Origin of the sequence: Siccibacter turicensis LMG 23730 (assembly GCF_000463155.2) — a bacterium.
Taxonomy (GTDB): Bacteria; Pseudomonadota; Gammaproteobacteria; order Enterobacterales; family Enterobacteriaceae; genus Siccibacter; species Siccibacter turicensis.
Window position 1 is genome coordinate 94,225 of record NZ_AWFZ01000050.1, and the last position, 20,478, is coordinate 114,702.

The following is a 20,478-nucleotide window of genomic DNA, read 5'->3' on the forward strand; positions in this document are numbered from 1 at the left end:
TTAAACTCCTAACTTCCATGAGAGGGTGCGCAACAGGTCGGCAAACACCCCGGCGGCGGTCACATCGTTACCCGCCCCGTAACCGCGCAGCACCAGCGGCAGCGGCTGGTAGTAGCGGCTGTAGAAGGCCAGCGCGTTTTCGCCGTTCTTAACTTTATACAGCGGATCGTTGCCGTCTACCGCTGCAATCTTCACGCGGCAGACGCCGTCGTCGTCGATATTGCCCACGTAGCGCAGCACGTTGCCTTCATCGCGCGCCTGGGCGACGCGGGAGGCAAACTCATCGTCAAACTCCGGGAGGCGCGCCATAAACGCGCTGACGTCGCCGGTGCTGTCGAAGCTTGCCGGCAGGACCGGTTCGACCACGATATCGGTCAGCTCAAGGCTGCGGCCGGTTTCACGCGCGAGGATCAGCAATTTGCGCGCCACGTCCATCCCGCTCAGGTCGTCGCGCGGGTCTGGTTCGGTATAGCCCATCTCACGCGCCAGGGTCGTGGCTTCCGAGAGGCTCATCCCTTCATCCAGCTTGCCAAAAATAAAGGAGAGCGAGCCGGAGAGGATGCCTGAGAAACGCTGCAGCTCATCGCCGGCGTTAAGCAGGTTTTGCAGGTTTTCAATCACCGGCAGACCGGCCCCGACGTTGGTGTCGTACAGGAACTTGCGGCGCGATTTCTCCGCCGCGTGGCGCAGTTCGTGGTAGTAGTTCATCGACGAGGTGTTGGCCTTCTTGTTCGGCGTCACCACGTGGAACCCTTCCTTGAGGAAGTCGGCATACTGATCGGCGACCGCCTGGCTTGAGGTGCAGTCGACGATCACCGGGTTGAGCAGGTGGTACTCTTTCACCAGACGGATTAGCCGCCCGAGGTTGAACGGCTCTTTTGCTTCCGCCAGCGCCGCCTGCCAGTTCTCCAGATCGAGGCCGTGGACGTTGGTCAGCAGCGCGCGGGAGTTGGCGATACCGCAGACCCGCAGGTCGATATGCTTCTGCTTGAGCCAGGTCTGCTGGCGTTTGAGCTGCTCGATGAGCGCGCTCCCTACCCCGCCGACGCCGACCACAAACACTTCGATAACCTGGTCGGTGTTAAACAGCATCTGGTGCGTGACGCGCACGCCGGTCACGGCATCGTCATTGCTGACCACCACCGAGATTGACCGCTCTGACGAGCCCTGGGCAATCGCCACGATGTTGATGTTTGCCCTGGCCAGCGCGGCGAAAAATTTCGCCGAGATGCCGCGCAGGGTACGCATCCCGTCGCCCACCACGGAAATGATCGCCAGACGATGCATCACCGCCAGCGGCTCCAGCAGGCCCTCTTTCAGCTCGAGGTAGAACTCCTCCTCCATCACGCGCGTGGCCCGCTCGCTGTCGCTCTGCGGCACGCAGAAGCTGATGCTGTACTCAGAGGAGGACTGGGTGATCAGCACCACGGAGATGCCAGCGCGGGACATGGTAGCGAACACGCGTGCGGCCATGCCGACCATGCCCTTCATGCCCGGCCCGGAGACGCTGAACATCGCCATGTTGTTGAGGTTGCTGATGCCCTTCACCGGCAGGCTGTCGTCCTCGCTGGTGGCGCCGATCAGCGTGCCCGGCGCCTGGGGGTTGGCGGTATTCTTTATCAGGCAAGGGATCTGGAACTGAGCGATAGGGGTGATGGTGCGGGGATGCAGAACTTTGGCGCCGAAGTAGGAGAGCTCCATGGCTTCCTGATACGACATCGACTTCAGCAGCCTGGCGTCCGGTACCTGACGTGGATCGCAGGTGTATACCCCGTCCACGTCCGTCCATATCTCACAACAGTCGGCACGCAGGCAGGCGGCCAGCACCGCCGCGGAGTAGTCGGACCCGTTGCGCCCGAGTACCACCAGCTCGCCCTTCTCGTTCCCGGCGGTGAAACCGGCCATCAGCACCATGTGATCCGCCGGAATGCGGCTGGCAGCGATGCGACGGGTGGATTCGGCGATATCGACGGTGGACTCCAGGTAGTGGCCAACGGCGAGCAGCTTCTCAACCGGGTCAATTACCGTCACTTTATTGCCACGCGCCTGAAGCAGCGCCGCCATGATCGCGATAGAGAGCTTCTCACCGCGGCAGATCAGCGCCGCGTTGATGCTGTCCGGGCACTGACCGAGTAGGCTGATGCCATGCAGGATGTGCTTAATCTGGGCAAACTCCTGCTCTACCGTCGCTTTCAGTCCGGCGTGGTCGAAGCCCGGCTGCGCCTGCGCCAGGCCGTCCAGCAGTGCGGCGAAAATCTGCTCCGCGTCGCTGATATTGGGCAGGGCGTCCTGGCCGGCGATGGTTTTTTCAATCATCGCCACCAGGTGATTGGTAATTTTTGCGGGTGCAGAGAGAACGGTCGCTACCTGCCCTTGCCTGGCATTGCTCTCCAGAATATCGGCAACGCGCAGAAAACGATCCGCGTTTGCCACTGATGTACCGCCGAACTTCAACACTCTCATGGTCATTACCCCTTGAACTTTGGTCGAAAAAAAAGCCCGCACTGTTCAGGTGCGGGCTTTTTTCAGTATTTCCTGTACGCGTCAGCCCGCACCGTTACCTGTGGTAATGGTGATGGTTGTAATAGTGGTGGTCAGGCTGATGCGAATCATGGATGTTGTGTGCTCTGAATCTTTCTGTGTGTTGCCTATTGGTTAAAGTATCCGCCAGGTGAAGTCAACGAATTTCTGGTTTTGGTGGTTTTTCGACCATCGCCGCGACTCGCTGCACGCCGGCGGGTTTGCCACCATAACCACTGCTTATCACCGGCTGCCATCGACATTTCACACGGCCTGATGGCAGATTTTCAGCACGTTACTCTGGCAATTTTTTTTCGATATCGTGCAGCAATCGGTGGAGCATCGCCGTGTCGCGCTGCTCAAGCAGTCCCAGACGCTGGGTAAGCCAGTCGGCCATTTTTACGTCGTCATCCACCTCAAGCTTCGCGAGCAGCGCAGCGACCCGCTGGCGCAGCGCCTGAAGCTGGTGCCGGTCGTTTTCCGGTACGCTGACCGCCGGAAGCTGCATCAGGGATGACAGCTGATAGCAGTAGACCATCACCGCCTGACCGAGATTCAACGACGGGTAGTCAGCCACCATCGGCACGCCGGTCAGCACGTCGGCGAGCATCAGCTCGTCATTGGTCAGCCCGGAATCTTCACGCCCGAACACCAGCGCGCAGCGGCCAATCCACGTCCGCTTCTCCTCCAGCATCGGAACAAGCTGCTGCGGCGTCGCGTAATAGTGAAACTTTGCCCGGCTGCGGGCGGTGGTGGCGATGGTGAAATCCACGTCGGCCAGCGCCGCCGCCAGGCTGTCATAGGTTTCCACATTATCGAGGATGTCACCTGCGCCATGCGCCACGCGCCGGGCGGCCTCGTCGCGCCAGACATCGCTTGCCACGATGCGCATGCGGGTGAAGCCCATGGTTTTCATCGCTCTGGCAGCCGCGCCGACATTTTCTGCCCGGGCAGGCGCCACCAGCACAACAGGAAATTCCATATTTCTCTCTTCCGGTTCGTTACTACAAAATTAGGATTCTGGTTAATCTTATTACGCCGCGAAAAATTACATTACAGCAACATTTAACGCGTTGTTATGTCGCAAATATATAAACAGAACTTATAGATTCTTCCGATAAACTGCCGTTTTGTTATCGCGTCTCGCCATGATATCCTTATGTTTATCATGAATAAACCCGATGAAAATAACGCTTGTCATTTTGATTCACCTTGTTTATTAGTTAGACGGTGAAATGACGCGATTCATTATAAAAATGTGACCGAATCGCATTCAGCAGCAGACCGATTTCATGTAACGTCTGACGTGCTACAATTGAACTTGATATATGTCAACTAAGCGTAGTTTTATTGGGTGTCGTTGCCGTCCTGGTCTGTTATGTTGCTGTTAAAATGGTTAGGATATCAGCCGCTTTTGACACCGTCGGGTCCACAGGGAAAGTACCCAAGACCAGGCTAATGATGTTGTTGACGTAGACGAATAGTGCATCAAGAACGCCATTACGTACTTTAGTCATGTCACGCCCGGCATGTTAATTTATCGCATGCAGCAGGCAGGCCAGGGACTTTTGTACTTCCTGTTTCGATTCAGTTGGCAATTTTAGGTAGCAAACATGCAGACCCCGCACATCCTTATCGTTGAAGACGAGTTGGTAACACGCAACACGTTAAAGAGTATTTTCGAAGCAGAAGGCTACGATGTTTCTGAGGCCACCGACGGCGCTGAAATGCATCAGATCCTTTCTGAGCATGACATCAATCTGGTGATCATGGACATCAACCTGCCGGGTAAAAACGGCCTGCTGCTGGCGCGCGAACTGCGTGAACAAGCCAATGTGGCGTTGATGTTCCTCACCGGTCGCGATAACGAAGTTGATAAAATCCTCGGCCTCGAAATCGGCGCCGACGACTATATCACCAAACCGTTTAACCCTCGCGAGCTCACCATCCGCGCGCGCAACCTGCTTTCCCGTACCATGAATCTGGGTACCGTGACGGAAGAGCGCCGCAGCGTGGAAAGCTACAAATTTAACGGTTGGGAGCTGGACATCAACAGCCGCTCACTCATTAGCCCGAACGGCGAGCAGTACAAGCTGCCGCGCAGTGAATTCCGCGCGATGCTGCACTTCTGCGAAAACCCGGGCAAGATCCAGACCCGTGCCGAGCTGCTGAAGAAAATGACCGGTCGCGAGCTGAAGCCGCATGACCGTACCGTCGATGTCACCATCCGTCGCATTCGTAAGCACTTTGAATCGACGCCGGACACGCCGGAAATCATCGCCACCATTCACGGCGAAGGCTACCGTTTCTGCGGCGATCTGCAGGAATAAGTCGTTAAGAATAAATAAAAGGGCGGATATCCGCCCTTTTTTCATTTCTGCCGCCGGGTTATTTCCAGGGCATAATCGGCACCGCACTTAGCGCGTTTTTCGGTGAGCCTTCCACCACTTTGTCTGAGTAAGCCAGATACGCCAGGGTATTACGTTTGGCGTCATAGAAGCGCACCACCTGCAATTTCTTAAAAACCAGCGAGGTACGTTTCTGGAACACCACGTCGCCTTGCGCTTTGCCCGCTTTAATCTTCTCGCTCACTTCTACCGGCCCCACCTGCTGGCAGGAAATGGCCGCATCGGAGGTGTCCTCAGCCAGGCCCAGGCCGCCCTTGATACCACCGGTTTTCGCGCGGCTGATATAACAGGTCACGTTTTTCACGTCGGGATCGTCAAACGCCTCAACCACGATCTTATGGTCCGGACCGAAAACTTTAAATACGGTATCGACTGAACCAATCTGCTCTGCCCCGGCATGCAGGGCAAATAACGATAAAACTGCACTAAGAGTTAAGTGTCTATATTTCATATTGTTACCATATTTTAAATGTTGCCCTGGGTGATAATTCAACTTGCCAGAAAAGCGTACAGTAATCACTAACTTACAACTTACATGCCAAAATTTTATTAAAACCCCAATTCCCGCACTAAAAAATCACAGAATGCTAAAAAAACAAAAAATGCTATCATCCGCCCCTTAGGTTTCTGGCACTCTCTCATGCAGGATGAGGAAATTTTTTATGGATCAGGCTGGGATTATTCGCGATTTGCTTACCTGGCTGGAAGGCCATCTGGATCACCCCCTCTCGTTAGATAACGTGGCGGCGAAAGCGGGATACTCCAAGTGGCACTTACAACGGATGTTTAAAGATGTGACCGGTGAGGCCATAGGCGCCTATATCCGTGCGCGTCGCCTGTCAAAATCAGCGGTGGCACTGCGCCTGACCGCGCGCCCTATTCTGGATATTGCGCTCCAGTACCGTTTCGATTCGCAGCAAACCTTTACCCGCGCGTTTAAGAAACAGTTCTTAATGACGCCGGCGCTCTATCGCCGCTCCGCCGACTGGAACGCGCACGGGATCCGTCCCCCGCTCCGGCTCGACAGTTTCACGCTCCCGACGCATAAGTTCGTCACGCTGCCGCCGCTGCAGCTTATCGGCCTGACCCAGAGCTACAGCTGCTCCCTTGAGCAGATCTCCGATTTTCGCCACGAAATGCGCATTCAGTTCTGGCGCTCGTTCCTGGAAAACTGCCCGACGGTACCGCCTGAGCTGTACGGCCTGCATGAGCCGCGCCCGAGCCTTGAGCGCGACGACGAACAGGAAGTGCTCTACACCACGGCCCTGGCACCGGAACTGGCAGAAGACTGCCTGCCTGGCTCGCACACGGTAAAACTTGAGGGCGGCGACTATGTGCAGTTTGACTATGAAGGCCCCGCCAGCGGGCTACAGGCGTTTATCCTGCTGGTCTACGGCACCTGTATGCCGACGCTCAATCTGACCCGGCGTAAGGGCCAGGACATTGAGCGCTTCTTCCCCGGGGAAGAGACCCGGCGCCCGGAACCGCCGCGCTATTTACGCTGCGAGTACCTGGTGCCGGTGGTTCGTTAACGCTGCATTTCATCCAGCGCAGGGGCATCCAGATGCGAGATGTCGCCTGCCGTCTCCACCACCCATCCCGACGCCAGCCACGGACTTTGCTGGTAGTCCACCCGAGAAATTGAGCAATTACGCAAACGCAGTCGGCGTTCTGCCCAGGCGGGCAAGCCGAGGATGGTGCTCACCAGACAGCCCAGCGCCATACCGTGACTCACCAGCAGCGGGCGGCTGCCTTCGGGCAGATCCAGACAGGCGTTAAGCGCGCCGTGCATACGCTGGCTCAGCTCCAGCATCGACTCGCCGTCCGGAATGCGCCCGTCCGCCGTGCCGTTAACCAGCTGACGACGCCATCCCTCTTCCTCATCGGTCAGTGAATCCAGGTGACGCCGCTCCAGCACGCCCATGTCCAGCTCGCGCAGACGCGCGTCCAGCGTGACATCGCACCCGCATGCCGCGGCAATAATTTCAGCGGTGCGGCGCGTACGCCCCAGATCGCTGGCAATAATATGGGTAATACCGAGCGCTTTGGCGCGCTCGCCCACCTGCTGTGCCTGCTGCTCACCTTTATTCGTCAGGGCGCTGTCAGACTGTCCTTGAATGCGCCGTTCGGCGTTCCACTGCGTTTCACCATGACGAACCAGATATACCTGTAACATACTTTTTATCCGTTATACTGCTGCACACGTTTTTGTCTGAATGTTAATTGATTATGCACCATGTCATCTGCGCTACCACCAATCCCGCCAAAATTAAGGCGATTCTGCACGCTTTTGAGCTGATTTTCGGCGAGGCATCCTGCCATATGGAATCGGTCGTCGTCGAGACGGGCGTACCCGAGCAGCCGTTTGGCAGTGAAGAAACGCGAGCGGGCGCACGGATCCGCGTGCAGAACGCGCGCGCGCTGAAGCCCGAGGCGGATTTCTGGGTCGCGATTGAGGCCGGTATCGACGAGGGCAGCACCTTTAGCTGGGTGGTGATTGAGCGCGGCGACAAGCGCGGCGAAGCACGCTCTGCCACGCTGCCGCTGCCGAAAGCGGTGCTGGAGAAAGTCGAGCAAGGTGAACCGCTGGGGCCGGTGATGTCCGCCCTGACCGGTATCGATGAGATTGGCCGCAAAGAGGGCGCGATTGGGGTGTTCACCGCCGGCGCGTTGACGCGGAGCAGCGTCTATCACCAGGCGGTGGTACTGGCCTTAAGCCCGTTTCATCATGCGCTTTACGACTGATTCTCTTTAAGCAGCACCTGCTCCAGCCAGACGCGGAGCTCTGCCGGGGAGGCTTTCAGGCTGTTAGATCCGCGCGTGATGGTGGCAATGCCGGCGCCAAGCTCGTTTTTCAGCTCGCGCTGGCTCATCTCACCGCGCAGCAGCTCCTCGATAATACGCACCCGCGTACCCAGCGCTTCGCGTTCATCGGGGGTCAGGAGCAGCATCAGCAGGGGAAGATGCAGCTCCTGATCGAAAGCCTGTTTGAGCAGCTCGACGAAACGGAGCCACTCCTGATTATGCTGTTCAGCCTGCTCCGCAGACCAGGGCGCGTGTTGGGTCATATGTTAAGCCGCCATACCAGAATACTCTTCTACTAGTACAGCAGCATAACATACCCGCCGTCAAATCAGTAACGACGCTGCCACTCGGTGCTGGTCAGCAGCTCCGGCTTATCGCCCATGAAATAGCGGTAGTACGCATCATACGCCAGCACGTTTTTCACGTAGCCGCGGGTTTCCGAGAACGGAATGCTCTCGATAAACGCCACGGCGTCCAGGCGTCCGGCGCTGTTGCCAAGCCACGTCCGCAAGCGTCCCGGCCCGGCGTTATACGCCGCAGACGACAGGATACGGTTGTAGCCAAACTGCTCGTACACGCTTTGCAGATAGGTGGTGCCGATGTTGATGTTCATCTCCGGATCGAGCAACTGGTTACTGCTGCTGTAACCCGGAATACCAAACTTCTGCACGGTGTGCTGGGCGGTGGCAGGCATCACCTGCATCAGCCCGGCGGCCCCGACCGGCGAGCGCACTTTCGGGTTCCAGGCGCTCTCCTGGCGCGCAATCGCCATCGCATAGCTTTTGGAGATGTCTTTATTACTGACGTAGCGGGTAAAGGTACTCTGCCACGCTAGCGGGAAACGCTCCTCCAACTGATCCCAGAGCTTGCCGGCGATGGTGGCCTGCACGCTGAGATCCCACCACTCCTGATCGAACGCGTAGCGCGCCAGCGCCGACTGCTCGTTCACCGGGCGGCTGACCACCAGGTTTGCCCACTCGCTGCGCGCGGTGTTATCCATCCCCCAGAACATCAGCTCGCGCACTCGTGCCATTTCCGGTCCCTGGAACAGCGCGCTGTTAACCTGTGGGGCTTTATCCACGCGCAGCGGGTAGTCTTCCCCCAGGCGCTGCGCGGCGACCATCGGATAGAAGCCGCGGGTGGACATCAAATCGCGCAGAATGGTTTTCGCCTCGTCTTCGCGACCGCGCTCCAGCAGCAGATCGGCCTGCCAGTAGCGCCACTCGTCCTTCTCTTTGGCTTCCATCGGCAGACGCGCCAGCCAGGTATTGAGCCCATCGCGATCGCCGGTGCCGAGCGCCATGCGCACGCGACGCTCAATCAGCGAGATGGACTGAGAACGCATGATGACGTCGTCGCGCCAGCGGGCTTCTTCCGATGTCACGTCGTTGCCCATCAGGCGCCACGCCACCAGCTCGTTCAGCTCCTGTACCTGATCGGCATTGAGCTTCTGCGCCTGGGTCAGGGAGGAGATCATCATCCGCGCGTTGTCCGCGTCCTCGCGGGCGACGCTGGCAAACGCCACGGCCACCAGCTGACGGGTAAAGTCGTTCGCCCCCACCGTCTGGGCAAAGCTCAGCACGCTGTTGGGGTTATTGGCGAGGCTTATCAGCGCAGAGGAAAGCGTCTGGTACTGCGGCGGCATTTCCGCGGCAAGCTGGCTGACCAGCCGGGTGTTTCCCTCTTTCATCGCCAGGCGGATACGTTCGAGGTAATCCTCCGGCTGCTGCGTACCGGAGCTACGCCAGGCCGAGAACAGGCGCTCGCAGGCGGACGGCTGGGTTTTGCCGGTCTGCCACAGGCTCTTCGCCCCGATCCAGGCGTCGCTGGTCAGGCCGGTGTTGTATTTGGCGTAGTAAAAATTACATTTGGCCTCAACGGTGCCCGGCTCGGTGGGGCTGAAGGCGAGCAGGCCGCGCCAGTCCTCACGTCGCGCCAGCTCGTTCACGAACCGTGATTTCAGTGAGCGCACCGGCGGCAGGGTCGGGTTCTGCTGGATAAACTGGCTGACCGCCAGCGCCGGCTGATTCATCAGATCGTCGGTCAGCTGGCGATACTGCAAATAGGGATAAAGCGGATAGTCGCGCAGGCCCGGCATCATCTGCTCTACCACCGCCATCTGGCGGCTGTCCCACGCTTGTTTAATCTGGGTGTAGCGGCTGCGCTGTTCATCCAGTGAATCAGCCCGCGCCAGGCTGCTTACGGTCATCAGACACACGCTGGCAGCAAGCACGCGCCAGACGGCATGTTTGGCTTTTCCCACAATGACTCCTCAATATCGTTAGTCCCACAGCAGCCTCATGCCGCCGCTGAGCCGGTTTCCCACAGCACAACCCTTTCATGCTAACCAGGCATGCCCGGTTCCGCCATGATACGGACATTTTTTTACGCTTCACCCGCTGTCCGGTGCGACATAACACTCCCGGCGTTGATGGCTGGGCTTAGCACCTGAAAAAGGCTACACTTCGCATCTGATACGAACCAGTTTACTCACTATAAAAGAGGCGAAGTCGCAACGTGGCTCAATTCGTTTATACCATGCATCGTGTCGGCAAAGTGGTCCCGCCGAAACGTCATATTTTGAAGAATATCTCGCTGAGCTTTTTCCCGGGCGCGAAAATTGGTGTGCTGGGGCTCAACGGTGCCGGTAAATCTACCCTGCTGCGCATCATGGCTGGCATCGACACCGAAATCGAAGGCGAAGCTCGCCCGCAACCTGGCCTCAAAATCGGCTACCTGCCGCAGGAGCCGCAGCTCAACCTGGAGCACACGGTTCGCGAATCCGTAGAAGAGGCGCTGTCTGAAGTCGTCAACGCGCTCAAGCGCCTGGACGAAGTGTATGCGCTGTACGCCGATCCGGATGCGGACTTCGACAAGCTCGCCGCCGAACAGGGCAAGCTGGAAGAGATTATCCAGGCGCACGACGGCCATAACCTGAACGTGCAGCTGGAACGCGCCGCCGACGCGCTGCGTCTGCCGGACTGGGATGCGAAAATCGCTAACCTGTCCGGGGGTGAACGCCGCCGCGTCGCGCTGTGCCGTCTGCTGCTGGAAAAACCAGACATGCTGCTGCTCGACGAACCAACCAACCACCTGGATGCGGAATCCGTGGCATGGCTGGAACGCTTCCTGCACGACTTCGAAGGTACCGTTGTGGCGATTACCCACGACCGTTACTTCCTCGATAACGTCGCCGGCTGGATCCTGGAGCTTGACCGCGGGGAAGGTATTCCGTGGGAAGGTAACTACTCCTCCTGGCTGGAGCAGAAAGATCAGCGTCTGGCTCAGGAAGCCTCTCAGGAAGCGGCGCGCCGTAAATCCATCGAGAAAGAGCTGGAGTGGGTACGTCAGGGTGCGAAGGGCCGTCAGTCTAAAGGCAAAGCGCGTCTGGCACGCTTCGAGGAGCTTAACAGCACCGAATACCAGAAGCGTAACGAGACCAACGAACTGTTCATTCCACCGGGACCGCGTCTGGGCGATAAAGTCCTGGAAATTACCGATCTGCGTAAGTCCTATGGCGATCGCGTACTGATCGACGGTCTGTCGCTGTCGATCCCGAAAGGGGCGATCGTCGGGATCATCGGTCCGAACGGCGCGGGTAAATCTACCCTGTTCCGTATGATCTCCGGGCAGGAACAGCCGGATGCCGGCACCATTGAGCTGGGCGAGACCGTGAAGCTGGCGTCGGTGGATCAGTTCCGTGACGCGATGGACAACAGCAAAACCGTGTGGGAAGAAGTCTCCGGCGGGCTGGACATCATGCGTGTCGGCAACACCGAAATGCCAAGCCGCGCCTACGTGGGCCGCTTCAACTTCAAGGGTGTCGATCAGGGCAAACGCGTTGGCGAACTGTCCGGCGGTGAGCGTGGACGTCTGCACCTGGCGAAGCTGCTGCAGGTTGGCGGCAACATGCTGCTGCTCGATGAACCGACCAACGACCTGGATATCGAAACCCTGCGCGCGCTGGAAAATGCCCTGCTGGAATTCCCGGGCTGCGCGATGGTTATCTCGCACGACCGTTGGTTCCTCGACCGTATCGCCACGCACATCATCGATTATCAGGATGAAGGCAAAGTGGAGTTCTTCGAAGGTAACTTTACCGAGTACGAAGAGTACAAGAAACGCACCCTCGGCGCCGAAGCGCTGGAGCCAAAGCGTATCAAGTACAAGCGCATTACCAAGTAATCGCGACCACCATCAGAGAAGGGCACCCGCCCTTCTCTTTTTTTATCCCGGATAGAAATCCTTGATATCGCCAAACGCCATCGCAAAATCGATGTAGCTCGCCAGCGCGGGTGAATTCAGCTTGCGGCTCGGATAGACCAGATAGAGATCGTTTCCCTCGGCCTGCCACTCCGGCAGCACCGGCGTCAGAACGCCGCGCGTCAGCGTATCCTCCAGCAAAAAGGTCGGCAGCAGCGTCAGACCGGCGCCCGCCACGGCACACTCCCGGGCATACAGCAGGTTGTCGGTACGATGCTGGTTCGTCAGCACGCAGCGATACCAGGTCTGCTCGCGATGAAACACCCACTCCGTCCAGGCTTTATGGGCGATACAGCGGTGCGACGTGAGATCGGCGGGATGCGTCAACGCCGGGGAGCGCGCCAGATAATCCGGCGAGGCCAGCAGGTAGCGCGGGCAGTGGCCAATCAGACGGCCAATCAGCGAGGAGTCCTGCGGCTTACCGGTGCGCAGCGCGACGTCAAACCCCTCCAGTACCAGATCCCGCATATCATCGGACACCGACACATCGAGGGTCACATCCGGATACGCCTCCTGAAAGCGGGCATTCATCCGCGCCAGCAGCGTCGCGCCGATCCCGGCCGGGCTGGTGATGCGAAGCCGTCCGCTGGGGTTTTGCCGCAGCCGCTGAATCGCATGGTCGGCGCGCTCGCTCGCGGTCAGCATCTCCCGGCAGTGCACCAGGTAGTGCTCGCCCGCAAAGGTGAGATTGAGCTTGCGCGTGGTGCGGTTGAGCAGGCGAATACCGAGGCTATTTTCAAGCTGGCTGATGCGGTGGCTGACGCTCGACTTGGGCAGCCCGGCCTTCTGCGCCGCCGCGGTAAAACTTCCGCACTCTGCCACCAGCGCGAACAGCGCCATATCCTGAAGCGACTTAAACATGATTGTTCACCTGAGACGAACACTCCATTCTTGATTGTCCATCTTATCAGCTTCCTGAGCGCGGCATAGACTACATTCACTACATCGCCTTTACGTTCATCTATCGAGGAACCGACATGTCAGTTAAAGCTATTGGTGTTAACCCGCAGGATCCAAAACACTTTATCGAAATCAGCCAGCCGCAGCCCGTCCCGGGTGAGTACGACCTGCTGGTAGAGGTCAAAGCCGCTTCCGTGAATCCGGTTGATACCAAGGTGCATAAAGGCCTGGTAAAAAATGGCCTTCAGGAGCCGCGCGTGCTGGGCTGGGACGCCAGCGGCATCGTCAGAGCGACCGGCAGCAACGTCACCGGCTTTAAGGTGGGCGATGAAGTCTGGTACGCGGGCGACATCACCCGTCCGGGTAGCAACACCACCCATCAGCTGATCGATGCGCGCATCGTCGGCCACAAACCGCGCAGCCTCGACTGGGCCGCCGCCGCCGCGCTGCCGCTGACCGCCCTCACCGCGTGGGAAGGATTGTTCGAACGCCTGAACATTCAGGATGCCGGCGCGGACAAGACCCTGCTGATCATCGGTGGTGCCGGCGGCGTGGGTTCTCTCGCGATCCCGTTTGCGAAGCACAACAGCAAGGTAAAAATTATCGCAACAGCGTCACGCGAGGATTCCGCCCAGTGGTGCCGGGATCGCGGTGCCGATCTGGTGGTGAATTACAAGGATCTGCCGGGCGAACTGGCGAAGCACGACATCACCTGGGTTGATTACATCTTTATCCTCAACGACACCGACGGACACTGGGCCAACGTCAGCAAGCTGATCGCGCCGCAGGGCCATATCTGCACCATCGTTGAAAATGAGCACCCGCTCGATCAGAACGAACTGAAGCTGAAATCTGCCGCGCTGCACTGGGAGTTTATGTACACCCGCAGCATGTACCAGACCGCCGACATGGCGCGTCAGGGCGAGATCCTTAACGCGGTGGCGAAGCTGGTGGATGAGGGCGTCGTGGAGAGCTCCCTCAGTGAAACGCTGCACGGCCTGAGCGTTGAGACGCTCCAGCAGGCACACGATAAGGTGCTTGAAGGTCATATGCGTGGGAAAGTGGTGATCGCCTACTGATCCGAAGGCGGGTAAGCCTGGCTTACCCGCGCCGCGTGACGGCGAACCGGTGAGGTTCTACAAGGTGGGTCGCATTGCGCGCCCACCTTTTTTGCGTTGCTACCCCTGCTCACCCATGAGCTTTTTCACCAGATCCACGCAGCGCAGGAAACGGGTATCGTAGTCGGACTCCTCGACGTGCACATAGTCGATATGGTTGGCGTCGAGCATGTCGATAAGCATCGACTGGAACTCGGTGCGATCCACCGAGCTGCCGAGGCTGCGCAGCCCATCCGCGACCCACGGGGTATTGTTCTCAAGCAGGATCACCAGATCGAAACGGTACTCGTCGATCAACGCCTGCACAAACGGGTGCTCGCGCCCTTCATACTTTTTGCAGAACGCCTGCGTGGTCACGAAGTCGGTATCGACAAAGGCCACTTTGTTGGCGTATTTCACCGCAAAGTCGATGTACTGCGCGTGGCCGAGCGCGATTTTGTCGTAGTCGGAATACTGCAGCGCCATCTCATCGCCGCCGAGGTGTGAAAAGACGTAGTCGCGCCCGTACTCCCAGGCGCTGGTGGTATTAAAGATGTTGGCCAGCTTGTTAACCAGCGTCGATTTTCCGCTCGATTCGCCGCCCAGTACCGCCACGGTACGTACGAAGAAGGGTTTAACCTCGGTCGGGATGTACTCCCAGTAGCGGAACGGGTTCTCGCGGATCTGCGAGCCGCTGATGTTCATGAAGGTGCGCTTCGGATCGATAAGCACCGTCTCAATGCCGAGATGCTCCAGATACTGCGCCGCATCGGCCTCTTCCGAGGTGTAAATCCAGTCAGGCGCGATGCCCTTCTCCTCCATGAACCCTTTGATGCCGTGGCTCCAGACGTCCCAGCCGTGCGGATAGGGCTCCATGTCCTCTTCATTAAAGGCGTGAATACGGATGTTTTTCTGGTATTTGAAGGTCTGCAGCAGCCAGCGCAGACGGTCAGGCACCGTCGGCTGCTGGGACATGGCGCTCGCGTCGAACAGCGCCCGGTCGCGTTTGTCGTCGTAGCCCATGATGATATGCAGCTCGTCGACCTGGCTACAGGCGCGCTGGATCAGGTAGATATGCCCGGTATGCAGCGGATAAAACTTGCCGAACACCACGCCGATATTTTTCTGCTTGCGGGGAAACTCCAGCCCCAGAAAACGATGCAGCGCCTCCAGCTTTTGCGCGCTTGGACTTTTGATCTTGGCGTTAAGCAGCTGGCTGAGGTAGCCCTTTGTCATGCCGCAGGCTGCCGCGACCTGCTGGAGGGTACAGCCCTGCTGACGGATCGCGGTTTTAAGATAGTCGAATGATGACAAGGTGCCTCCTGCATCCCCCTCGCATTCACGGTGACGGCGCGCGCACCGTGCCGCCTGAGCCATGATGCGAGGCGGGGCGTAATCGATTGATTATCTGATTATAAGTCGTCAAAAACGTTTAGCGCATCAGAAAGCTTTTTAACGCCAAAGATTTGCATCCCTTCCGGGATCTTTTTCGGCACGTTGGCCGCCGGGACGATGGCGCGACGGAAACCGTGTTTCGCCGCCTCGGAGATACGCTCCTGGCCACTCGGCACCGGGCGAATCTCCCCGGCCAGCCCGACTTCGCCGAACACCACCAGATCCTGAGGCAGCGGACGGTCGCGCAGGCTGGAAACCATTGCCAGCAGCAGCGCCAGGTCGGCGCTGGTTTCGGTGACCTTCACGCCGCCGACCACGTTGACGAACACATCCTGATCCGCCATCTGTAGCCCGCCATGACGGTGCAGCACCGCCAGCAGGATCGCCAGTCGGTTCTGTTCCAGCCCCACCGCCACGCGCCGTGGATTGCCCATCATTGACTGATCCACCAGCGCCTGAATCTCGACCAGCAGCGGGCGCGTGCCTTCCCAGACCACCATCACCGAACTGCCGGAGGTCACTTCATCGCCACGGCTCAGGAAGATAGCCGAGGGGTTGCTGACTTCGCGCAGGCCCTGCTCGGTCATGGCGAACACGCCTAGCTCATTGACGGCGCCGAAGCGGTTTTTATGGCTGCGCAGGGTACGGAAACGTGAATCCGCATCGCCATCCAGCAGCACGGAGCAGTCGATACAGTGCTCCAGCACCTTCGGCCCGGCCAGCGAACCATCTTTGGTGACGTGCCCGACCATGACAATCGCCACGCCGCGGGTTTTCGCGAAGCGCGTCAGGTACGCCGCCGTCTCGCGCACCTGCGCCACGCTGCCGGGGGAGGACTGGATGTCCGCCATGTGCATCACCTGAATGGAGTCGATCACGATCAGCCGCGGCTGCTCCTCGTCGGCGATGGTACAGATCTGCTCGATGCTGGTTTCGGAGAGCATATTGAGGTTGTTGGTCGGCAGTCCCAGACGGTGGGCGCGCATCGCCACCTGCTGCAGCGACTCCTCCCCGGTAACGTACAGGGTTTTCATCTGCTCGCCGAGCTTGCACAGCGTTTGCAGCAGCAGCGTTGATTTCCCCGCGCCGGGGTTACCGCCAATCAGGATGGCGCTGCCCGGCACCACGCCGCCGCCGAGCACGCGGTCAAACTCTTTAAACCCGGTGGAGAAGCGCGGCAGCTCCTCCAGGCTTATTTCGGAAAGCTTCTGGACTTTCGCCACGCCCGCACTGCCGGCGTAGCCGCCAAGGCGTTCGTTACGCGCTACCGTCGGCGAGGCGGCGATACGCACTTCGGTGATGGTATTCCAGGCATGACAGGCGCTGCACTGCCCCTGCCAGCGCGGGTAATCCGCACCACATTCATTACAGACAAATGCGCGTTTTGGAGCTTTCGCCACCTTAATACCTCGTTATTTCTTGTTCAGACTGCCTGAGAGTATGCAGAACACACCCATCAGGTCGGCGTGACGAATCGTCACTTCGGTTTTCTCATTCACTTTTGGCTTGGCGTGATAGGCGATGCCCAGGCCGGCAGTGTGGATCATCGGCAGATCGTTCGCGCCATCCCCTACCGCCACGGTCTGTTCCATCGGAATATCGTACGCCTCGGCCAGACGCTTCAGGGTTTTGGCTTTGTACTGCGCGTCGACGATATCGCCGGTAACCTCACCGGTCAGCTTACCGTCCATGATCTCCAGCTCGTTGGCGACCACCGCGTCCAGGTGCAGCTTATCGCGCAGATATTCAGCGAAGAAGGTGAAGCCGCCGGAGGCCAGCGCCACTTTCCAGCCCAGCGATTGCAGCTTCAGCACCAGTTGGATCAGGCCGGGCATCAGCGGCAGCGCGTCGCGCACTTCGCGCATGATTGACGCGTCCGCGCCCTTGAGCGTGCCGACGCGCTCGCGCAGGCTGGCGGTAAAGTCCAGTTCACCGCGCATGGCGCGCTCGGTCACTTCCGACACCCGTTCCCCGGTGCCGGCCAGCTTCGCCAGCTCATCGATGCACTCGATCTGAATCACCGTGGAGTCCATGTCCATCACCAGCAGGCCTGGGGTGCGCAGATGTGGGATTTTGCCCAGCGGAGCGACGTCCAGCCCGGCGTCATGGGCCAGCCGCGTAGCACGGGGCGTCAGCGAGCCGGCCAGGCGGATCACCTGATAATCTTCCACTCCCCATGCGGTGACGATCACCATCGCCGCCCCCAGCTTACGCTGATATTGGGTCAGTCGCGCTTTATCCAACCCGCGACCATACAGCAGCCAGCCGCTGCGGCCCGCGTGATAATCCAGCGGCATTACCTCATCACCACTTAATGAAAGCGGCAACCCTGGCCAGTGAGAAACATCGTCCGGCAGGTCGCACCAGGTCAGACTGTTCGGCATTACTGCTCCTGTAAAAAAATTCGACGGGCGGGGAGTAACCTGACGTTGCGCGCCTTTGCAGGGCAACGTCCGGCTAAAAACAACGCCTGAGGCTACCTTGTCCGCAGCGCTTCTGGCAACATTAAGCTTCAAATTTTCGGCAGGTGGAATATGGCTCGCGCAAAACTGAAATTCAGGCTTCATCGTGCAGTGATCGTGCTGCTCTGTCTCGCATTGCTGGTCGCACTGATGCAGGGCGCATCGTGGTTCAGCCAGAGCCACCAGCAGACCCGCAATTTGCAGCTTGAAGAGCTGGCGCAAACTCTGGCCCGCCAGGTGAGCTTTTCCCTCGCCCCGCTGGTCGCCACCGATAACCCCGATGAAAAACGCATCACCGCCCTGCTGCGCAACCTCACTGACGGCAGCCGTATTCTGGACGCCGGGGTCTACAACCTGCAGGGGGATATCATCGCCCGCGCCGGGGAGAAGGTCACGCTGCGCGACCGTCTGGCGCTGGACGGTAAAAAGGCCGGCAGCTATTTCAACCAGCAGATCGTGCAGCCGATTGAGAGTAAAAGCGGCCCGGTCGGCTTCCTGCGTCTGACGCTGGATACCCACACGCTGCCCACCGAAGCGAAGCAGGTGGATAACACCACCAATATTCTGCGTCTGATGATCCTGCTGGCGCTGGCCATCGGCGTGGTACTGGCCCGTACGCTGCTGCGCGGCAAACGCAGCCGCTGGCAGCAGTCCCCGTTCCTGCTCACCGCCAGCAAAGCGGTACCGGAAGAGGAAGAAGAGCGCGACGACAAGCCGCTCGGTTAATCGAAGGGCGGCGGGGTTCGTGCTACCATGGGCTCCCGCTCTGGTAAAGGAAACCCGCTATGCCAACGCTTCGTCTGCTGCTCTCTGACTCTTATGATCCCTGGTTTAATCTGGCGGTGGAAGAGACTATCTTCCGGCAAATGCCCGCTACCCAGCGCGTGCTGTTTCTCTGGCGCAACGCCGACACGGTAGTGATTGGCCGGGCGCAGAATCCCTGGAAAGAGTGCAACACCCGGCGCATGGAAGAGGATAACGTGCGTCTGGCCCGACGCAGCAGCGGCGGCGGCGCGGTGTTTCACGATCTCGGTAATACCTGCTTCACCTTTATGGCCGGTAAACCAGAGTATGACAAAAGCGTATCCACCTCCATCGTGCTAAATGCGCTTACCGCGCTGGGCGCCACCGCCGAGGCCTCGGGGCGCAACGATCTGGTGGTAAAAACCCCGGAGGGCGACCGCAAGGTTTCCGGCTCCGCCTACCGTGAAACGCCGGACCGCGGCTTTCATCACGGGACGCTGCTGCTGAATGCCGATCTCAGCCGTCTGGCGAACTACCTCAACCCTGACAAGAAGAAGCTTCAGGCAAAAGGTATCACCTCCGTGCGTGGCCGCGTGGCGAACCTGAGCGATCTGCTGCCCGGCATCACCCATGAAAAGGTGTGCGATGCCGTCACCGAGGCGTTTTTCGCCCACTACGGCGAGCGTGTGGAGGCAGAAATCATCTCCCCCGACGCGTTCCCGGATCTGCCCGGCTTTGCGGAGACGTTTGCCCGCCAGAGCAGCTGGGAGTGGAACTTCGGCCAGGCGCCCGCCTTCAGCCATCTGCTTGATGAGCGTTTCACCTGGGGCGGCGTCGAGCTGCACTTTGACGTCGAGAAAGGCCATATCACCCGTACCCAGGTGTTCACCGACAGCCTGAATCCCGCACCGCTTGAGGCGCTGGCAAACCGCCTGCAGGGAACGCTCTACCGGGCAGACATGCTGCAGCAGGCCTGCGAAGCGATGATGGTGGATTTCCCCGACCAGCAGCTGGAGCTGCGCGAGGTTGCCGCCTGGATTGCTCAGGCCGTGCGCTAGCGCGCCGTGCGCATACCCTGTGCATGACGCTGGCAGAGCGGACAGACCGGCGCATCGGGTTGCCAGGCGCGGAAAGGCTGGTGGCAATGCTGACAGCGTGCCGTATACCAGTGACGCCGGCGGGGCGACACCTCCGCCCCGGCCTCCAGCACCATCGCCTGCACAATACACACCACCACGCAGCTCTGACAGCCGGTACAGTTCCCGGGCGCAATCTCCAGCGTCCCGGCATCCATGCGCAGCGCCCCTTCAGGGCATACGCGCGCGCAGGCGCCGCACAGCGTACAGGCACGCTCATCAATCTCCGGCTGCCACTCGGCCTGCTCTGCAAAACAGCGCCGTCTGGCGCGTCGGCCAGGGGACACGCTGGCCGTTGTGGTCGCGGCTGACGGGCCCCGCCTCCAGCGCCACCCGGAATGGGTAGCCGTATCCGGGGCGATACGCGTCCAGCACGGCTCCGCGAGGCGGCGTAGCCTGAGGTTAAGCGCCGCCATCGCCAGCGCCCATCCGGGATGGCGATCCATATCCATCTCCACCGCGCGCACCGCATACTCCCGATGCCACATCAGCAGCTCCTCTACCGAGGGCGCCACGACGGACAACGGCGCCACCAGCACGTTGTCACGAAGGTAGCGCGGCGGCGGCGCAAGGTTCTCCAGCGCTGCCACCGGGCAGCTAAACAGGCAGCGCCCGCAGCGAACGCAGCGTTCGCTATCGAGGCTTGCGCCGTCGGGCCGCAACGTAATGGCAGCGGTGGGGCACGCCTGCGCACAGGCATCGCAGGGATGCTGACGCAGGTGCCGACGCAGGCATAACTCCCCCACGC

General features: G+C 59.5%; 20 protein-coding genes and 1 other annotated feature. Of the genes, 7 read left to right on the forward strand and 13 right to left on the reverse strand.

The features are described 5' to 3' along the window. From thrA to yjjY, 4 genes are all read right to left on the reverse strand, one after another. Positions 1–2,463 carry a bifunctional aspartate kinase/homoserine dehydrogenase I gene (gene thrA, locus DW58_RS16330; protein ID WP_024550822.1) on the reverse strand — a complete coding sequence of 821 codons (2,463 nt, stop codon included), beginning with the start codon at positions 2,461–2,463 and terminating at the stop codon, positions 1–3. 25 nt (positions 2,464–2,488) lie between these two features. Then, positions 2,489–2,606 (reverse strand) — a sequence feature (Thr leader region). Next, positions 2,545–2,613: a thr operon leader peptide gene (gene thrL, locus DW58_RS20370; protein ID WP_071789318.1), complete on the reverse strand. Its 69-nt coding sequence runs from the start codon at positions 2,611–2,613 to the stop codon at positions 2,545–2,547. Its footprint overlaps the feature before it by 62 nt. A 202-nt stretch (positions 2,614–2,815) precedes the next feature. Then, positions 2,816–3,502, reverse strand: coding sequence for a tRNA/rRNA methyltransferase (locus DW58_RS16335; protein WP_024550823.1), 687 nt, complete (start codon positions 3,500–3,502; stop codon positions 2,816–2,818). A gap of 394 nt (positions 3,503–3,896) precedes the next feature. Then, entirely contained in the window at positions 3,897–4,037 is a 141-nt protein-coding gene (gene yjjY, locus DW58_RS21020; RefSeq protein WP_106876520.1) for a YjjY family protein, read from the reverse strand. 96 nt (positions 4,038–4,133) lie between these two features. Here yjjY and arcA point away from each other — a divergent pair, with 96 nt between their 5' ends. Next, positions 4,134–4,850, forward strand: a complete 717-nt coding sequence (gene arcA, locus DW58_RS16340; protein WP_024550824.1) for a two-component system response regulator ArcA — start codon at positions 4,134–4,136, stop codon at positions 4,848–4,850. Positions 4,851–4,908: 58 nt separating this feature from the next. Here the strand turns inward: arcA and creA are convergent, their stop codons facing one another. Then, the gene (creA, locus tag DW58_RS16345) at positions 4,909–5,379 is read right to left on the reverse strand and encodes a protein CreA (RefSeq protein WP_024550825.1); all 471 of its coding nucleotides are present in this window, start codon (positions 5,377–5,379) and stop codon (positions 4,909–4,911) included. Between the two features lie 211 nt (positions 5,380–5,590). On the opposite strand from creA, the gene robA reads away from it, so the two are divergent. Continuing rightward, the gene (robA, locus tag DW58_RS16350; RefSeq protein ID WP_024550826.1) at positions 5,591–6,460 is read left to right on the forward strand and encodes an MDR efflux pump AcrAB transcriptional activator RobA; all 870 of its coding nucleotides are present in this window, start codon (positions 5,591–5,593) and stop codon (positions 6,458–6,460) included. Here the strand turns inward: robA and gpmB are convergent. Next, positions 6,457–7,104, reverse strand: a complete 648-nt coding sequence (gpmB, locus tag DW58_RS16355) for a 2,3-diphosphoglycerate-dependent phosphoglycerate mutase GpmB (protein ID WP_024550827.1) — start codon at positions 7,102–7,104, stop codon at positions 6,457–6,459. The two genes, robA and gpmB, sit on opposite strands and share 4 nt — an antisense overlap. Positions 7,105–7,157: 53 nt before the next feature. Here gpmB and yjjX point away from each other — a divergent pair, with 53 nt between their 5' ends. Further along, positions 7,158–7,673, forward strand: a complete 516-nt coding sequence (gene yjjX / locus DW58_RS16360) for an inosine/xanthosine triphosphatase (protein ID WP_024550828.1) — start codon at positions 7,158–7,160, stop codon at positions 7,671–7,673. Here the strand turns inward: yjjX and trpR are convergent. Further along, positions 7,664–7,996, reverse strand: coding sequence for a trp operon repressor (gene trpR / locus DW58_RS16365; RefSeq protein ID WP_024550829.1), 333 nt, complete (start codon positions 7,994–7,996; stop codon positions 7,664–7,666). The two genes, yjjX and trpR, sit on opposite strands and share 10 nt — an antisense overlap. A 65-nt stretch (positions 7,997–8,061) precedes the next feature. Beyond that, positions 8,062–9,996 (reverse strand): murein transglycosylase, encoded by a 1,935-nt coding sequence (gene sltY / locus DW58_RS16370; protein WP_024550830.1) that lies wholly within the window; start codon positions 9,994–9,996, stop codon positions 8,062–8,064. Positions 9,997–10,250: 254 nt separating this feature from the next. On the opposite strand from sltY, the gene ettA reads away from it, so the two are divergent. Further along, positions 10,251–11,918 carry an energy-dependent translational throttle protein EttA gene (gene ettA, locus DW58_RS16375; protein WP_024550831.1) on the forward strand — a complete coding sequence of 556 codons (1,668 nt, stop codon included), beginning with the start codon at positions 10,251–10,253 and terminating at the stop codon, positions 11,916–11,918. A gap of 42 nt (positions 11,919–11,960) precedes the next feature. On the opposite strand, the gene DW58_RS16380 is transcribed toward ettA, so the two are convergent. Beyond that, entirely contained in the window at positions 11,961–12,857 is an 897-nt protein-coding gene (locus DW58_RS16380) for a LysR family transcriptional regulator (RefSeq protein WP_024550832.1), read from the reverse strand. Positions 12,858–12,973: 116 nt separating this feature from the next. On the opposite strand from DW58_RS16380, the gene DW58_RS16385 reads away from it, so the two are divergent. Beyond that, complete coding sequence (locus tag DW58_RS16385) at positions 12,974–13,975, forward strand: zinc-binding alcohol dehydrogenase family protein (RefSeq protein WP_024550833.1); 1,002 nt, start codon at positions 12,974–12,976, stop codon at positions 13,973–13,975. A 99-nt stretch (positions 13,976–14,074) separates the two neighbouring features. On the opposite strand, the gene nadR is transcribed toward DW58_RS16385, so the two are convergent. The 3 genes from nadR to serB all read right to left on the reverse strand — a co-directional run bounded on the left by nadR (position 14,075) and on the right by serB (position 17,772). Continuing rightward, on the reverse strand, positions 14,075–15,307 hold the full coding sequence (gene nadR / locus DW58_RS16390) for a multifunctional transcriptional regulator/nicotinamide-nucleotide adenylyltransferase/ribosylnicotinamide kinase NadR (RefSeq protein ID WP_024551040.1): 1,233 nt from the start codon (positions 15,305–15,307) through the stop codon (positions 14,075–14,077). Between the two features lie 98 nt (positions 15,308–15,405). Then, a complete protein-coding gene (radA, locus tag DW58_RS16395) occupies positions 15,406–16,788 on the reverse strand; it encodes a DNA repair protein RadA (RefSeq protein WP_029593135.1) in 1,383 nt (460 codons plus the stop codon). Positions 16,789–16,800: 12 nt separating this feature from the next. Next, positions 16,801–17,772 (reverse strand): phosphoserine phosphatase, encoded by a 972-nt coding sequence (gene serB, locus DW58_RS16400; protein WP_029593137.1) that lies wholly within the window; start codon positions 17,770–17,772, stop codon positions 16,801–16,803. 150 nt (positions 17,773–17,922) lie between these two features. Between serB and DW58_RS16405 the strand changes: the two genes are divergently transcribed. Next, positions 17,923–18,576, forward strand: coding sequence for a YtjB family periplasmic protein (locus DW58_RS16405; RefSeq protein WP_024550522.1), 654 nt, complete (start codon positions 17,923–17,925; stop codon positions 18,574–18,576). Positions 18,577–18,635: 59 nt separating this feature from the next. Next, on the forward strand, positions 18,636–19,652 hold the full coding sequence (lplA, locus tag DW58_RS16410; protein ID WP_024550521.1) for a lipoate--protein ligase LplA: 1,017 nt from the start codon (positions 18,636–18,638) through the stop codon (positions 19,650–19,652). Here the strand turns inward: lplA and DW58_RS16415 are convergent. Then, positions 19,649–20,476, reverse strand: coding sequence for a 4Fe-4S binding protein (locus tag DW58_RS16415; protein WP_152525598.1), 828 nt, complete (start codon positions 20,474–20,476; stop codon positions 19,649–19,651). The two genes, lplA and DW58_RS16415, sit on opposite strands and share 4 nt — an antisense overlap. Between the last annotated feature and the right edge of the window lie 2 nt (positions 20,477–20,478).

What these genes read in the sequence shown, in the direction of transcription:
- thrA (WP_024550822.1), bottom strand. Translation starts at nt 2,463, where the DNA reads ATGAGAGTGTTGAAGTTCGGCGGTACATCAGTGGCAAACGCGGATCGT.
- DW58_RS16335 (WP_024550823.1), bottom strand. Translation starts at nt 3,502, where the DNA reads ATGGAATTTCCTGTTGTGCTGGTGGCGCCTGCCCGGGCAGAAAATGTC.
- yjjY (WP_106876520.1), bottom strand. Translation starts at nt 4,037, where the DNA reads ATGACTAAAGTACGTAATGGCGTTCTTGATGCACTATTCGTCTACGTC.
- arcA (WP_024550824.1), top strand. Translation starts at nt 4,134, where the DNA reads ATGCAGACCCCGCACATCCTTATCGTTGAAGACGAGTTGGTAACACGC.
- creA (WP_024550825.1), bottom strand. Translation starts at nt 5,379, where the DNA reads ATGAAATATAGACACTTAACTCTTAGTGCAGTTTTATCGTTATTTGCC.
- robA (WP_024550826.1), top strand. Translation starts at nt 5,591, where the DNA reads ATGGATCAGGCTGGGATTATTCGCGATTTGCTTACCTGGCTGGAAGGC.
- gpmB (WP_024550827.1), bottom strand. Translation starts at nt 7,104, where the DNA reads ATGTTACAGGTATATCTGGTTCGTCATGGTGAAACGCAGTGGAACGCC.
- yjjX (WP_024550828.1), top strand. Translation starts at nt 7,158, where the DNA reads ATGCACCATGTCATCTGCGCTACCACCAATCCCGCCAAAATTAAGGCG.
- trpR (WP_024550829.1), bottom strand. Translation starts at nt 7,996, where the DNA reads ATGACCCAACACGCGCCCTGGTCTGCGGAGCAGGCTGAACAGCATAAT.
- DW58_RS16380 (WP_024550832.1), bottom strand. Translation starts at nt 12,857, where the DNA reads ATGTTTAAGTCGCTTCAGGATATGGCGCTGTTCGCGCTGGTGGCAGAG.
- DW58_RS16385 (WP_024550833.1), top strand. Translation starts at nt 12,974, where the DNA reads ATGTCAGTTAAAGCTATTGGTGTTAACCCGCAGGATCCAAAACACTTT.
- serB (WP_029593137.1), bottom strand. Translation starts at nt 17,772, where the DNA reads ATGCCGAACAGTCTGACCTGGTGCGACCTGCCGGACGATGTTTCTCAC.
- DW58_RS16405 (WP_024550522.1), top strand. Translation starts at nt 17,923, where the DNA reads ATGGCTCGCGCAAAACTGAAATTCAGGCTTCATCGTGCAGTGATCGTG.
- lplA (WP_024550521.1), top strand. Translation starts at nt 18,636, where the DNA reads ATGCCAACGCTTCGTCTGCTGCTCTCTGACTCTTATGATCCCTGGTTT.